The sequence below is a fragment of the Pseudomonas nitroreducens genome (assembly GCF_014204515.1).
Classification (GTDB): Bacteria; Pseudomonadota; Gammaproteobacteria; order Pseudomonadales; family Pseudomonadaceae; genus Pseudomonas; species Pseudomonas nitritireducens_A.
Genome location: NZ_JACHLI010000032.1, coordinates 1 through 14,051, shown reverse-complemented (window position 1 = coordinate 14,051; position 14,051 = coordinate 1). Strand labels below are relative to the sequence as shown.

The window sequence follows — 14,051 nt, the reverse complement described above, 5'->3', positions numbered from 1 at the left end:
AGTCCTATCCAGGAATCATCGCATCCTCATGAGCAGCGAAATCCCCGTAGGTAAGATCTGTGGCGGCCTTCTGGCCTTCGTCGTAGCCTGTGCCCTGATCGGCTCGGCATACACCATCGACGAAAAAGAACGAGGCGTCGTCCTCACCAACGGCAAGTACGACACTATTGCCGAGCCCGGCCTGCACCTGAAGTGGCCGTTCTTCCAATCCGTGGTCGAGATCAGCACCCAACGCAACACCACCCGCTACGAAGGCTTGCAAGCCTACAGTAAGGATCAGCAGACCGCAGGCCTGGTAGTTTCGGTCTCCTGGCACGTAGAGCCGGGCATGGTGGCCGAGGTCTACCGGAACTACGGCAACGTCGACTCCCTGGTTGCTCGCCTGCTGAGCCGACAGGTTCCGACCCAGGTCGAAGCCGTCTTCGGACGCTACACGGCCATTCAAGCAGTGCAGAATCGTGGCCAGCTGACCGTCGACGTCGGCGCCGCCATCAAAGAAGCAACCATCGGCCCAATCGTGATCGACAGCGTTCAGGTCGAGGGGCTTGATTTCTCTGATGTGTACGAAAAAAGTGTTGAGAATCGCATGCTTGCAGAAGTAGCGATCCAGACGCGCCAGCAAAATCTGGCCACCGAACAGGTGCAAGCACAGATCAAAGTTACCCAGGCTCAAGCCGATGCGGACGCTAAAGTTGCCCAGGCAAAGGCTGATGCAGAAGCGACCCGTCTGCGCGGCCAGGCTGATGCCGACGCTATCCGCGCCAAGGCCGAGGCTCTGGCTTCCAACCAGAACCTGATCGAGCTGACCAAGGCTGAGCGCTGGAACGGCGAACTGCCGAAGCAGATGGTGCCTGGCAGCTCCGTGCCCTTCCTGAACGTCAACAAGTAAGACGTTCTGCCGGAGAAGCCCCACATCCGTGGGGCTTCTTCATTTCTGGACAAAGGAGCATCGCCATGTGGCTGCTGATCATGATCACTTACTTCACGGATTTCCGGCGCCAGGAGATTCCTCTCGTACAGGCAATCCCATTTACGAGCGAGGCCGACTGCCTCAGAGCGATGGACGTCATCAACATCAGGACGAACAACAAGGTCGCGCCTCAGTGCGTCGGGCCCGACACCAAGTAGCGTGGTACACGCTTCATCGCAAACCAATACACTGGAAACTCCTATGTGGACACTCGTCATTGTTACGGCACTGACCAGCATGAACAGCATCCCTAATGTGCAGATCATTCCCTACGAGCGAAAAGAAGACTGCACACGAGTACGTAACGCAATCACGCAGATGACGACCTTCAACATCAAGGTAAAGTGCGTCGGGCCCGAAGACCGCTAGGCCCGATGAACTCTCCATCTGTATCTTGTAGATATGGGCCAGCGAGCCATCAATCCAACGAGCACATTCCATGTCGACCAAGACCATCAGCACTTATGAACTCCAAAGCTCACTGCTAGCAGCTCTTCGCCACAAGGAAAGTTCGGATCAGGACATCGCGAGGCAGATGGAGAAGGCCGTAAGCCTTGATCTAGGGATTGGGCCGTTCATGATCACGGCCCTGCAAGGCTCTAAGTTCGAGTCTCGTGAGGATCGCCTACGCATCGGCGAACGCCTCATCAAACATCTTCTGGCGTTCGATGCCCAAGACTTGATGAAAAGCCAGATGACAAGGGTCAGCCTGGCCTACAACCTGATCCCCTGCCTGACCGAGGAGACCTTCAAGGCTTCCTTCGGCCCCGGCGGTGCATTTGAACTGGATGCTGTCGGCTACGAGGACATTTCTTCCAGGACACAGTCTCTTCAGCTGCCTTTCGCCCTGAACGAGTACAACGACTCAGCCGAGAATGTTAAATCACTGCTCGAATACCTCGATGGCCACTCGTCTGTCGCCGAACAGGTTTCAGCCCGCCTGAAGTACACAAACCCTGTTGTCCTGGCGAAAATCATCGAAGTGCCTTGGGTTCAAAAGGAGCTACTCACGCACAGCCGTGGCCATCTATCACGCTCCCAACTCGGCCAGGTGCCGACGCTCAGATTCGCCGCCGAAAATCGCTGGTACAGGGACTCAGACTCGGCGTACATGCTGAGCGAGGCCCACAAGTCGCAGGACAAGAGCCTGGTGAAACTGGTCGAGGAAACCCTGCTCAGCGATCCAAGAATGCACAAGCCTTCGGCGCTCAGCTCCACCGGTCTCGTACTGCAGACATTCCTCGAGCAGAAAGGCTTCCCTGAAGCCAAGGCCGTGGCCATCAGCAAAGCCTTCATCAAGAAGGGTGACGCCAAGCTTAAGTCCCTCGAGAAGGACATCAGCGACTCTGGCCCAGGGCTCTGATCGAGCAGGTAACGAAAAGCCCCGCACTGCGGGGCTTTTTCATGCCTACCAGCTAGCCCTGCTCAGTGATCGGCGAGATAGAGCATCTGGTTGCAGCGGCCCCGCATGTGGGAAAGGCCATTCAACACCAGAGTCGCATCCATGGCCTCGCGCAGCTCTACGGATGTCTGGCCATGCTCCAGGAGCATGTTGGTGATCGCGGCGCCGGTCATGTACTGGCCATTATTCGGGGCCTGGCCCAAGGACTTAAGGATCACAACGGTGTCCTCTTGGCGGAAGCTCTGTCCATGACAGCTGATCAGATCCGGCTTCATGCCGCCAGGGCCTTCCACGCGCTTGTTCCAGAGGGCACGAAACTCAACGGTGCTGAGCTGACTGGCCGGAAAGCCATAGCCCATTCGCATGACGCTGCTCATCAGTAGTGTCCAGGTATCGACGAATGTGCAATTAGCTCATAATTGCGGGCCCTTGTCACTGCGCTGGAATCACTGGGTGCGCGGAACGTAAGCTGGTTATAGAGGAGATCGCCATGAACCTATTGTCCCGTCCTGGTCATGAACACCTGCTGATGTTGCTGCAGACCAACAAGTACAGCTCGCCGGCCGTGATTAGCTGCGCGCGAGAAATGCTGGCCAGTCGCAAGGTGAACCCGGTCGGTAACTCAGTCGCCATGGTGATCGCTGGGGCCTTGAACCGACCTGAGGCGGTGCCCAAGGCCATTCGCCGGCAAATGGCCGAACGAGTGATATCCCTATGTGCCAGCCTCAACCCCGATAGCAAGGCCTTGCACCAGTTGATGGTCGCCCTTCCCTCCTGGGTGCCGCCGGATCGCTATGCCGAGGTCTTCGCGCCTGGCGGCCCGCTCGCGGTCGACCCTGCGCTGTTTAACGATGCCCCTGCTGGCCACACACCGGTCGACATTGCCAATGACAGCCGCGTTCTGCGTGGGGATGGGTACGCTCCGCTGGTGCACGGCATCTTCCGCAACGACCCGCAGGTTGGTTTCGCCCTGGGCCTCAACATCCACAACCTTCAGCCCAAGGACGCAGCCTTCATGCTGCGCCACGAAAGCTTCCAGGAGGGCGCGAAGACTTACACCCAGAGCTTAAGCCGTGCACACCTGCAGGAGCCAGTCATCGCTGCCTTTGCGGCTAAGCATGGTCTCTACCAGGAAGCCGACCTTGGCCAGTTGATGTCCACGCTCTACCGTGCTGGTGACAAGCTGGCATTCCTCAACGCCATCCAAGCCGTGGTGAGCCAGCCGCTGCTGGCCAAGTCCTCATACTTCGAGGACAAGGTCGAGAACATAAGCAAGCACATGCAGGCCAGCATGGTCGTGGCTGGCGAGCAGCAGAAGGACGCTAAGCGTGCCGCAGAGGTGTTCGTGCGCCTGGCCAAGCAACACTGCCCGACCTACAACATACCAAAGCCGGTAGTCAGAGAGGCAGCGCTGGCCATCTGATCACCCATTCGGGCTGCAGGAGTCTGCGGCCCGCCTCCTCACTTCCCTTTCCCTGCAATTTCCATTAAAAAGACGCATCATTTCAATCCAGGATGTGGTCATGATGCAGAGCAAAGAGATCTACGAGCTGGAGATACGCCTCGGGCTTCTAGTCAGGGACACCGACGACCAAGGTAGCTGGCCGAAGGAAAAAGCCCTTGAGGTTGCCAATACCCTTGTCTGCAACCAACGCAGAGGTATCGCCGGCACCCTGTCCTTCATGATTGAGCGCCCCTACGCTCTTGCCTCATCCTGGGCGTTCAAGAGTTTGCTGAATCCTATGGCTTCCGTGCGAACGCTTGAGCTTGCTGCTGCTATGAAGCCCAATGCAGTAAACCGCATGCTGCTCCTCATCGCCGCCGCACAGAACAAGTCAGTTGGGCACAAGGACATCCTGCACTTCTTTGGCCCAGGGGGTGATCTCGAAATTGAGCGTAGCGAGCTCGATAGCTATCCCTTCGAGCTATCCCCTGACCAGATGTACGAAGAGGAGTCATTCCTCCTAATTGCTGCGTATGCGACGTCCAGCGCCAAGCTCAAAGCTCAGATCAAGGAAATACTTACGCAGGCCTCGCACAAGTTGCTGGGTCGAATCCTTCAGATGGACGATTACCGGGAATTCCTCCGAAGGAACCGGTTCGTACCTACGTATGCACAGATGGCAGACAGAGTGGTGCGCGAGTTCGTACTCGAAGACATCAGGTCGCTGACCCAAGGAACACCACTGTCTTTGCTTGCCGCCTACTTCTATGGCGGGCCGGCAGAGCTCAGAGAAACCATGAAGAAGATCTTCGTGCGGGGCGTTGAAGGGGTAAGGGATTTTCGCAGGACGCAGGTGGTAGAGTTGCTCGACAACGTCATCAGGCAAGGTACGTTGATCAACCGACATCCTGACCAGCGAATGATCCATACGGTGCTTGAGTTCGTTGACGAACCAGAAACATGGTACGTATAAACATGGCGCCCTACTCGCCCCAGACTAACGAAATGCTGCGCGCCTGGGCCCAGGGCTCAGTGCCGTCCGTCAACGAGGCCTATGCCACCCTGTCGAGCCTCCAAGCGGCTCTAGGCCCCCGGCGACAGTTGGTGTCCACCAGGACACGCACGGCGACCAAGCTGGTCATGCTCCACAACAACCTCGAGCGGCACATCACCGAGGCCTTGGCCATCTTGCCGGCGCCGACATTACGCAAGGTTGGCCAGGATGCCGCTTCAGCGCTGGCGCGGCTTTCGACGGCCCTGGGCAACACCCAGCACTTCTCTCGGGAAGCACTTGCCGGTGCATGCCTGCGGAACGACCTGGACGAGGATGACATCGCCGCGTGCCTGGTCAGCGCTTGGGATATTGGCGACGAGGGCCTCGCCCAGCGCTTCTGTGCGTCGATAGGTGCGAAAACGATCCTACAGGCGCTGCCAGGCAGGGTGAGCGCCGAAATCGCTCAGAAGGGTCTCCGGAAGGCGGCCGATGGCCGGAGGCATGCGAAGTACAAGCTCCATGCCCAGCTCGGGTTCCTGATGTTCGTCCTGGAGCACCTGCCCGCCGGCCATCTGCGCAATGAGCTTGCCAAGCTTAAAGTGGGTCTGAAAGTGGCTGCCTAAGTACGGCTACAGCTCGAAGACACCGATGGCGGCCTTGGTAGCGAACTTGTCGGACTTGATCTCCGCCAGATCTGCAGGATCGCCTAGGGCACTGAACCTAGTCTTCAAGAGCTTTTGCCCCTCTGGATGGGCAGCCAGGCGCACCGGCTCAATCCCAGCCAGAAGCCCAATTGCCATCGCCTTCTGGTTCGGAGAGCACCGGAGGGCAAATTCGCAGATCTCAGCGAATTCCTCTTCAGGGTTTGGGATGCGGTTCACCGCATCCACCCAGGCATAGGGCCCATCACGCTCGACCGCCAGTACTGGGTAAAGGTCAGCGCCTTTCTTGCGCAGTTCGCCAAAGAGGGCAGTAATTTTGCCCCCAATGATTTCATGAGCGCATGCCTCTGACTGAAACATGCCGGGGATCAGGTAAGCATGCTCGATCACCGCATCGGTGATCATTTCTGCTGGGATTGTGAGAACCCTGTCGTTTCTCAGCCCCAAGGCAAGTGCCGCAAGCGCATTGGAACCCGTGCGACTACCCTCGGACAGGTACTCCTTCATCTCAATTGGCGCCTTGGCATTCTGAGCCCGCTCGACCAGGTCGCTGCGCTTGAAGTGTTTCGTCACCGCCTCAAGCTTCATGAGGACTTCAAGGGCTTCTGTGTCGTTAAAGTGCAGGGCCGAATCCAGGAATGTCATGCAGACATACCTGTTTTTGAGCACCTTCTTGAGGAGCTTAGACTCCTTTAGCGAACCATCAGCATTACGTGACAGCGCCCTGCCAACCCTTGCGTAAAGGAACGATCCTCCGTGAGTGATCTTCAGTGGGTCGAGAAAATACTTGGCTTGGAATTGGCTGCTGTTCTGGTACATCCAGACCAACGCAGCATCGTAATGAGCCGGGTCACTGAGGAGGTCGTCTACCCCGCACTTAAGCGGGCCAAGCTGTGCCTTCCCTGTGCTGCCGAGCGCCGCCTGGATAGCCTGAACTGCCAGGTGAACGTCCGGACACTCTGCTACCACGCGCGCACAGATCTGCTTCGGATAGTTCAGCTGGGTAGCCCTGATTGCTTCGAGCTCGTCTTCTGAGAATTGCATTACGTGGTCGGCGGGCATTGGAAAGTCCACTGTGCGATGCCTAGGTGCGGTGCCCTAAGCATATTGATCGTCAGGCAGGCCACAACGAGGAGGCCCTTTATCTCCAGGATAGCCCCGGAGAAGCCTTCAAATCACCCGCAGGAGTTAGCGGGACAGGCCTCCACCAGAGCTCTTCTCGCGCTTCCGACGGGCAGCCAGCTCGTTCCTTTCTCGCTCCTGGAGGTTCTTGGCGCGGATCAGGGGTTCGACCCAGCCGATGGCCTTGGGCACCAGGGCGGCGGCGTTGAGGGCATCGGCCAGAGCGGTGTGCTTCACGCCGTCGAAGGTCATCTTCTCGTCGGCGATTGCCCGGCCGAGGCCTGGGTTGCGCTTGTTCGGGTAGGCCGCTCGATAGCCGAACTCGTCCTTGTAGTTGATGTGCAGCATTGCTGAGGTGAACGGCGTGGGCAGCCCCAGGAGCTCGGCGTGGCGCTCGAACTGCTTACGGTCGTAGGCTCCCCAGCTACCCCAGGCGAAGGGTTTCTGGCCACGGGCCTCCGCCGCATCGAACCATGCCTTGAACGCAACCATGGCCTCGGCGTAGGTTGGGGCGTTCTCCACCTTGTCCTGAGTGATCGAGGTCAGCTTGGTGCAGAACGGCGTGAGGGTCGGATGTTTCACCGGCTTCACGTAGCTCTGGAATTGGTCAACGACCTTGCCCTCGGGATCAATGAGGACGGCGCCGATCTCGATGATTTCGGATTCATCCCGCGAGATCGAATTCTGGTCGCAACAGGTTGCTTCCAGGTCGACACAGCAGTAGTAGGCGCGGGGGTAGGTTCTTTCTTTCTTCTTTTCGTTTTGGTTTGTCATGGCTATATCGTATCAGGCGGCGGACGCTATTCGCCAGATGGCTGTTCTGCAAAGTCGTTTCCATGAGCCGCTGCGTCTAGCTTGGGAGCTGGTGTCGTCTCTGTGGGCCACCAACTCCTTTACCCGACTATTGACGTCATGACGTTCTGTCACTAAAATGCGCACCACAAATTCATACCACCCTTCCAACGAGCACGCATGAAGGCAAACCTGCTTTCCTACATCAAGTAACGCTCGCCTGCCTCTTCGACCCGCAGGCACGGAGCCTGTGGAGATCGATGACATGAAGTCCCCCATCCTGCTGAGCGAGCAACAGTTCGTTCTCAACGTCCGGAACCGCGACAAAGACCGTTGCGTGGTCTGCCGGGCAGCTGCTGATCATGCCCATCACATCATGGACACCCGTTTGTTCGACAACGGTGGCCACTACCTGGGCAATGGCGTTTCGCTTTGCGACCAGCACCGCCAGGACGCGATGACCACCCTGCTGAACACCCAGAAACTGCGCGATGCAGCCGGCATCCCGGAGATCATCATCCCCGACCACCTGGTAGCCAGCGACCGCTATGACCGCTACGGGAACCAGCTCCAGCCTAACGGCACACGCATGAAGGGTGAGCTGTTCGACCTCGAAGATGTGCAGTGGCTGCTGCTTCAGGCCAACCTTCTCGGTGACTTCAACGATTTGGTCAAAGCCGCCCGGACAACGCACCTCAGCTACTCGCCCGGCGCGACCAGCGACGACAAAATCTGGACGGTGGAAGACGAGCTGAAGTACTTCGAGGGCAAGGAGGTCGTTTCGACGGAGAAGATGGATGGCGAAAACGCCTCCCTCTACCGGCATGCCTACCACGCTCGTAGCCTGGACTCGGATAGTCATCCGTCACAGCACTGGGTGCGTCGCTTCTGGGGCATGATCCGCCACAACATCCCGGAAGGCTGGCGTATCCAGGGTGAAGATCTGTACGCGATCCACTCCATCGAGTACAGGAACTTGCCCAGCTACTTCCTGGGGTTCTTCCTCTGGAACGAGAAGAACATCTGCCTGAGCTACGACGACATGCTGGAGTGGTTCCAACTCCTCGACGTGACTCCGGTGAAGACCCTTTACACCGGAATCTACGACAAGAAGGCCATCCTCAAGGCCTACGAAGAGCGTGCAGATCAGGAGGTATCGGAAGGCTTTGTTGTGCGCCTTCGCGGTGAATTCCACTACCGGGACTTCCGCCGCAGTGTGGCCAAGTACGTCCGCAAGGGCCACGTGACCACCGACACCCACTGGAAGCACCAACAGATCCGCCCCAATGGCCTGGCGTAAGTCGACCAAAAGAGAATGCCCCGCCGGCAACGGTGGGGCATTCTCTTTCCTGGCCGGCGGCCTGGAGGTGTTCCGGATGGGGGCCCTCCAATTGGGCGCGCATCGGAAATGTGAGGCTCAGATCCAGTCTTCTTCGCGTCGACGCATGTCACGTCCTCCGGTTAGGCCTGCCTTTCTACAATATTGCCTAAAAGGACTGCTGAATCTCAAGCGCCTTTCGGTTCACCATTTCCCCCTGGATGTGCAGCATTCCCAGGTCGAAATCGCTGATGGCGTCCAGCTCTCCGGCGAGTACCCTCGAGGTATCCAGAGCAATCAGGCCGACCTGATAAGTCAGGTCGGAGATGTCGACCTTCATCACTTCGTTGTGCCGGAACCTGTGCATGGCCATCGACAGCTTCTGCTGGCTGGCGCTCAGCGACGCAGAAAGGGCAATCAGACCGGTGCGTTGAACTTTGCTGATCATGGTGGTTCTTTTAACGGTTTATTCACTTAGGTTTCAATCATGCGACCCTAAATATTGCCAGTCAATGAGACGTTGCTTTTGACGACGAAAAGAATCCATTCGTACACTGATTGAATGATATACGGCTACGAGATGAATGAAGTACAGCACTGTTTCCACGGGAGCCTTAGCCACATTGAACAGTTTGAAGACTCTCTTTTGGAAGACTCGCTTCAGAACTATGGTGCTGGCATCTATTTCAGCAGTAGCGGCCGAGTTGCCCTGAGGCACTGCGACCAACTGCGCAAAGTGATGAAAGATCCAGGGCGAGCGTTGTTTCCTACGCTCCTGGAGGTTGAACTGAAGATCGCGAACCCCCTGGTCGCGGACAGCTACCACCCCTTCAGCGTTGAGCAAGCCACGGCAATCCTCCTGGCTTCCCCCAACCTGAATGCGGTGCTGGCCAACTTCGGCGACCTGGATTTTGAGGACAAAGGTGTGCTCATCGAGCGGGCGGCCAGCGGATACGCTGCCATGAAGGGCCCGCTGCTGGAGACGCTCAAGAACCTGGGCACGGACTTCTTCAGCGGCAGCGCGCCGGCACTGCTGAAGGCCCTGAGAGACATCCTTGGTTTTGATGGGGTGCTGGCTGTTCGAGCCGACGATACCTGCTGGGTAGCCTGGTTCCCGGAACAGATCAGCATCAAGAAACGCCTGCACCTGACACTGGACGAAATTCACGAGGCCTGTTGACCATGAGCGATATCAAGAACAAGAGCTCACTAGCTGAGCAGGCAATGCGCCTCGGTGAAGAACTCAGAGTGATGCAGGAAGATTGCAGCATGTCCAAAAAGGACATGCAGGCCCTAATCCAGCGTGTCGACAGTTTCATCCAGCAGTGCCGCAAGCGTGACGCTTACGCCGTCATCCGTAAGTTCGATAGCGCCCTGGAAGGGGTTTGGCGTCTGGCCTGCAGTTCGTTTATGGGCGGTAATCGAAACTTCGTGCCTGTCCTGAGCAACATGCTCAAGTACTTCTCGCACCTCAACCTGGATATGCGCTACTTGATCCCCAGTGATTCGCTTAACGGCCACGAGAGCTTGGCACACCTGGAAGGCACCAAGCTGGCAGAGCACGCACTGAACTTCATCCGGCGTAACGAGCTGTACCTGAACTACAGGGTCATCAACGGAAAAGGTGACTACGGCTACGAGAGTATTTACAGCAGCTACCTGAACAAGATCGTTGAGAGCGGTCAGTGCTCGTCGACTGCTGTGCTTGAGCTTGTCGACGAGATGCTCGACCTCAAGTTTGGAGACCCCGTTTTCACGCCGGCCCCCAAAGCCATCAACATGCTGTTCGAGCAGGCTGTGAACTCCCCTAACCCTGAGCACAGGGCAAACTACAGGCAGTTCATTGCCGATAACGAGGCTCGGATCATCTACGGCGTTGACGACGGAGCCAACTACTCCTACACCAAAGGCTTCATCGCTGCTGTTGAGCTCGGCATGTTCGACATGGCCCAGCATTTCCTCGACAACCATCAGAGCTTCTTCACAGGCCCAGCCCTGACGGTGCTCATCGACAATCGAGATAAGCTCGACCAAGACGAGTCGTTCCGCAAGAGGATCATCGGGAAGCCGATGCTCTTCATCCGCGACGCCCTTCAGCGCGGCGAGCTCATTGCACCTGAAGGCTTTGAACCACAACTGGAAAAGGTCGGCGAAGTGCTCGATACCTACAAAGGCGACTTCTCGTCGATCAGACCTGAGTGGCTGACTGAGTTTTTGCGAAACACTGAGGTTCCCCAAAAGTTCTACGACAAGTTCGATCAGTACCCTGCCCTGCGTGAAATCTTCGAGCAATTCGACAGCTACCACACGCGCCGTGCGATCACGGCTTTCGAGATCTGAGGAGTCGGGATGATCAGGATCGAACCACTCCAGGCATTGATCGATTCTGCGCGGCCGGCGCTCGCCGAGCTGGCCGGCGTGAAGACGCCCGTGCCCGTGGATTCGATGTACCCCCTCCGCCAAGTCCTGAAGGCCATCGATGAGGCCTGCGATAATGCAGACCGGGAGGTTGCCGCCGCTGCTATCGCCGCCCGCGACAAGATCCAATACGACTTTGGGGAACACCCAGCCTGCCTACAGGCCATCCTGCTCGAAACCCGGCTGACTGACCGCTCTTTGATTTCCATCCAGGACGTCATTGGGCCCCGTCGGGATGTACTTGATCTCTTCCTTGACCGGGCAATCCCTGTGTTCCAGGCAGAGGAAGCACATTGGGGGTCAACTTCTCTACTGAGCACCGTGCATGAGAAGACCTGCTACCTGACCGACGCAGGCAAGACGCCCGAGGAGGACACTGACATGTCCCCGCAGGTGGCCAGGGTGTTGGACGCTTATCTGCAGGTTGCCGAGACTCACTGGAAAGCGATAGTCCAGGTCATCAGGTTCTGTGAGCAACGCGTTATCTCTGAGATCAATACTTACAAAGATCGAGTACCGGCGCCCTACGAGGCATTGATTGATTGGCTCAAGCAGAACCAGGACAAAATCGTCGATATTCTGCTGTCCGCAAATAGCGAATTCCGCGAGAAGACCGGCACCATGAGCCTGGCACAACTCGGTGTCGAGAAGCTCACCCAGGCCCTACTCCTGCAGGAAAGAATTGGCGAGCCGAAAAAGCTCGTGGCCGCCGCCAAACACTTCGAAAAAGCTCAGCTGCTCCCCTACTTCGACAACCTGATCAGGCAAGAAGCTGCCGAGGACGCCACCTCTTCGGCCTGCATCACCGCGCTTGTAGCCTTCGAGCTCATTGGCATCAAGAGCCTTGAGCAGGACTGGTTCCCGCACTTCAATCCAGTTCCAGGAGAAGACCTGACGGACGCTGTCAGTGCGATCATCAAAGGGATGTCGGTGGCTCGTCAGCACGGCTGGGAGCACACCCCTGAAACCGACGCTCGGCTGCTGGCGCTGGTCAACAGCCTAAGCCCTGAAGTCCGCCAGGCGAGTATTCAACTCATCCGACGCGAGTTGCGCGAGGTATGCCAGGGCGAAGACTGGTTCGATACCCAGTCCATGGCTGACGCCTTCGACCTCTGATCGAGTATCATGTCGTCACTTTTGGCCTAAAGGCCACCTACATTCAGGAACTGACCATGAGCTGGATTGAACTACCTCGGAATCAGCGCAAGCTCGATGTTCATCGACTCAAGACGCTGATCATGACCGAGCAGATGGATCGCTTCTGGTACTCGAAAGACCAGGACGGCATCGACACGCAGCTGATGCGCATCAAACTGCCCGTCGGTGAAGACGCCCTCTACGACATCACCATGATGACGGCCCAGCTGTATGCCGCACGTCTGGCCGCCGAAGAGATGGGTCAGCTGCCCGGTGAACGCCTGGCCATCACCCAGCAGCTGCTCTCCCGCATGGATATGGTCACCCAGGAGCTGTTCGTGGTCGACAACGAACATCCTGACGGAGTCGGCCTGTTCATTGTGCTGAACTCGGATGGTCTTACCCACGAACTCATTGATGAGATCCTGCTGGACTTCATCAATAACGACTCAATTCCACTGAAAATGCGGGCCATTAACCCGGCGACACTGGTTGAGCGTTTGATGAAAGTTCGAGAGGAAAGGAAACACGACTTCTATCCACTCTGAAATTTGATAATATCGCTCGAAACAATAATTAGAGCGGCACCGTGGATACGCAAGTTTTCCTGATCATGGCTTTTGGCAGGGATGGTCAAGTTGGCCTCAACAATGATCTTCCCTGGGATCTTCCCGCCGAGCTGAAACACTTCAGAAAGACTACCGTTGGGCGCCCCGTCATCATGGGGCGCAAGACGGCGGATGCGATTGGCGGGCCGCTGAAGTACCGCCGCAACATTGTCATCAGCGAAAGCGGTAACGTCATCACCGGCTTCGAAACCGCACCTTCCATCGAGACCGCCCTACGCCGCCTACACAGAGAGCTGCGCGTGTTCATCATTGGCGGCCCATCGATCTGGATGCAGTCCCTGAAGTACGCAACGCACCTGGTGCTGAGCGAGATCGACTACCGTGGGCCTGCGGACGCCTCCCTCCCCGAGGAGTTCTTCGCGACCATCCGGAAGGAGTTTGTGCTCAAGGCTCTTCGACCGCAGGAAGGCTTCACCGTGACCTATTGGGCCAGGCCTAACGCAAACTGAGAACCTATGGCGCCTTTCCCGGCCTCAAGCTGCTCCTGTAGGCTGGAATCATGCCCAACTGCCGGCGTTGGCAGACTCTAGGAACCGCGATGACCACAGCACTCACCCTGGCCCGCCAGCCACATGTCACTCGCAGCACATTGGCAAATGGCGAGATCATCACCGATGCCGAGTACGACGCGGTCTACAACAGGCTCCTCGAATCGGTCTACGTGGCCAGCGAAATCCTACTGGCGGCCGGCGACGGCGCGGTAGCCATCCTCAGCGAGGATGGCGTCGCTATCGGCGTCTGCAAGTACCAGGGGCAGCTCCAACCTGTTCTTCTGGAAATGTTTGAGACCAGCAAGACCGGCGAAGACCTTGAGCCCCTGTTCTTCCATCAAGGCGCCTATCTCGAGAACCCTGAAGTCGAAGAGGATGCTCTCGAAGAGCTCAAGGCTTGGGTCGACGCCTGGATTGCAGCGCCAGTAATCGCCCGACTGGATGATCCTCAAGCCCTGAATCACGCCGGCCGTCACTACGAGCTCTGGCTGGAGAACTTCCTGGCCCAAAGGGGAAAGGAGGAAGACTCTGGCCCTTCCTTCGGCTAATAGCCGACCCGCTGAAGAAGCCCCTCCCATGAACTGACCCCCAGATGTTGGACACCAACTCTGAGGGGTCCACATGGCAAGGCATGATGGGAAGTTCAAGCTAGAGGTGGCGCGCCACTATGTG

The 14,051-nt window shown here is 57.4% G+C and carries 17 protein-coding genes; 13 read left to right on the top strand and 4 right to left on the bottom strand.

Annotated features, from left to right (window positions below; genetic code table 11):
- Positions 1-28 precede the first annotated feature (28 nt).
- The 3 genes from HNP46_RS28220 to HNP46_RS28210 all read left to right on the top strand — a co-directional run bounded on the left by HNP46_RS28220 (position 29) and on the right by HNP46_RS28210 (position 2,333).
- Complete coding sequence (locus tag HNP46_RS28220) at positions 29-889, top strand: prohibitin family protein (RefSeq protein WP_184595655.1); 861 nt, start codon at positions 29-31, stop codon at positions 887-889.
- Between the two features lie 65 nt (positions 890-954).
- Positions 955-1,128 carry a hypothetical protein gene (locus tag HNP46_RS28215; RefSeq protein WP_184595647.1) on the top strand — a complete coding sequence of 58 codons (174 nt, stop codon included), beginning with the start codon at positions 955-957 and terminating at the stop codon, positions 1,126-1,128.
- Positions 1,129-1,409: 281 nt separating this feature from the next.
- Positions 1,410-2,333 (top strand): hypothetical protein, encoded by a 924-nt coding sequence (locus HNP46_RS28210; protein WP_184595645.1) that lies wholly within the window; start codon positions 1,410-1,412, stop codon positions 2,331-2,333.
- Between the two features lie 62 nt (positions 2,334-2,395).
- Here the strand turns inward: HNP46_RS28210 and HNP46_RS28205 are convergent, their stop codons facing one another.
- Positions 2,396-2,749: a hypothetical protein gene (locus HNP46_RS28205; RefSeq protein WP_184595643.1), complete on the bottom strand. Its 354-nt coding sequence runs from the start codon at positions 2,747-2,749 to the stop codon at positions 2,396-2,398.
- A 113-nt stretch (positions 2,750-2,862) separates the two neighbouring features.
- On the opposite strand from HNP46_RS28205, the gene HNP46_RS28200 reads away from it, so the two are divergent.
- The 3 genes from HNP46_RS28200 to HNP46_RS28190 all read left to right on the top strand — a co-directional run bounded on the left by HNP46_RS28200 (position 2,863) and on the right by HNP46_RS28190 (position 5,433).
- On the top strand, positions 2,863-3,795 hold the full coding sequence (locus HNP46_RS28200) for a hypothetical protein (protein WP_184595641.1): 933 nt from the start codon (positions 2,863-2,865) through the stop codon (positions 3,793-3,795).
- Between the two features lie 100 nt (positions 3,796-3,895).
- A complete protein-coding gene (locus HNP46_RS28195) occupies positions 3,896-4,789 on the top strand; it encodes a hypothetical protein (protein ID WP_184595639.1) in 894 nt (297 codons plus the stop codon).
- A gap of 32 nt (positions 4,790-4,821) precedes the next feature.
- On the top strand, positions 4,822-5,433 hold the full coding sequence (locus HNP46_RS28190) for a hypothetical protein (RefSeq protein ID WP_184595637.1): 612 nt from the start codon (positions 4,822-4,824) through the stop codon (positions 5,431-5,433).
- 6 nt (positions 5,434-5,439) lie between these two features.
- Here HNP46_RS28190 and HNP46_RS28185 read toward each other — a convergent pair whose 3' ends face one another.
- Both HNP46_RS28185 and HNP46_RS28180 read right to left on the bottom strand, forming a co-directional pair.
- Positions 5,440-6,534: a hypothetical protein gene (locus tag HNP46_RS28185; protein ID WP_184595635.1), complete on the bottom strand. Its 1,095-nt coding sequence runs from the start codon at positions 6,532-6,534 to the stop codon at positions 5,440-5,442.
- A 126-nt stretch (positions 6,535-6,660) separates the two neighbouring features.
- Entirely contained in the window at positions 6,661-7,368 is a 708-nt protein-coding gene (locus HNP46_RS28180; protein ID WP_184595633.1) for a 3'-5' exonuclease, read from the bottom strand.
- Between the two features lie 283 nt (positions 7,369-7,651).
- On the opposite strand from HNP46_RS28180, the gene HNP46_RS28175 reads away from it, so the two are divergent.
- Positions 7,652-8,686 (top strand): RNA ligase family protein, encoded by a 1,035-nt coding sequence (locus HNP46_RS28175; protein WP_221455154.1) that lies wholly within the window; start codon positions 7,652-7,654, stop codon positions 8,684-8,686.
- A gap of 187 nt (positions 8,687-8,873) precedes the next feature.
- Here the strand turns inward: HNP46_RS28175 and HNP46_RS28170 are convergent, their stop codons facing one another.
- Complete coding sequence (locus tag HNP46_RS28170; RefSeq protein WP_184595631.1) at positions 8,874-9,152, bottom strand: hypothetical protein; 279 nt, start codon at positions 9,150-9,152, stop codon at positions 8,874-8,876.
- 132 nt (positions 9,153-9,284) lie between these two features.
- Between HNP46_RS28170 and HNP46_RS28165 the strand changes: the two genes are divergently transcribed.
- From HNP46_RS28165 to HNP46_RS28140, 6 genes are all read left to right on the top strand, one after another.
- Positions 9,285-9,884, top strand: a complete 600-nt coding sequence (locus tag HNP46_RS28165; RefSeq protein WP_184595629.1) for a hypothetical protein — start codon at positions 9,285-9,287, stop codon at positions 9,882-9,884.
- A gap of 2 nt (positions 9,885-9,886) precedes the next feature.
- Positions 9,887-11,044 carry a hypothetical protein gene (locus HNP46_RS28160; RefSeq protein WP_184595627.1) on the top strand — a complete coding sequence of 386 codons (1,158 nt, stop codon included), beginning with the start codon at positions 9,887-9,889 and terminating at the stop codon, positions 11,042-11,044.
- 9 nt (positions 11,045-11,053) lie between these two features.
- Entirely contained in the window at positions 11,054-12,238 is a 1,185-nt protein-coding gene (locus HNP46_RS28155; protein ID WP_184595625.1) for a hypothetical protein, read from the top strand.
- 56 nt (positions 12,239-12,294) lie between these two features.
- Complete coding sequence (locus tag HNP46_RS28150; RefSeq protein WP_184595623.1) at positions 12,295-12,807, top strand: hypothetical protein; 513 nt, start codon at positions 12,295-12,297, stop codon at positions 12,805-12,807.
- A 41-nt stretch (positions 12,808-12,848) separates the two neighbouring features.
- Positions 12,849-13,337, top strand: a complete 489-nt coding sequence (locus HNP46_RS28145; protein ID WP_184595621.1) for a dihydrofolate reductase — start codon at positions 12,849-12,851, stop codon at positions 13,335-13,337.
- 89 nt (positions 13,338-13,426) lie between these two features.
- Positions 13,427-13,927, top strand: coding sequence for a hypothetical protein (locus HNP46_RS28140; protein WP_184595619.1), 501 nt, complete (start codon positions 13,427-13,429; stop codon positions 13,925-13,927).
- The last annotated feature ends 124 nt before the right edge of the window (positions 13,928-14,051 follow it).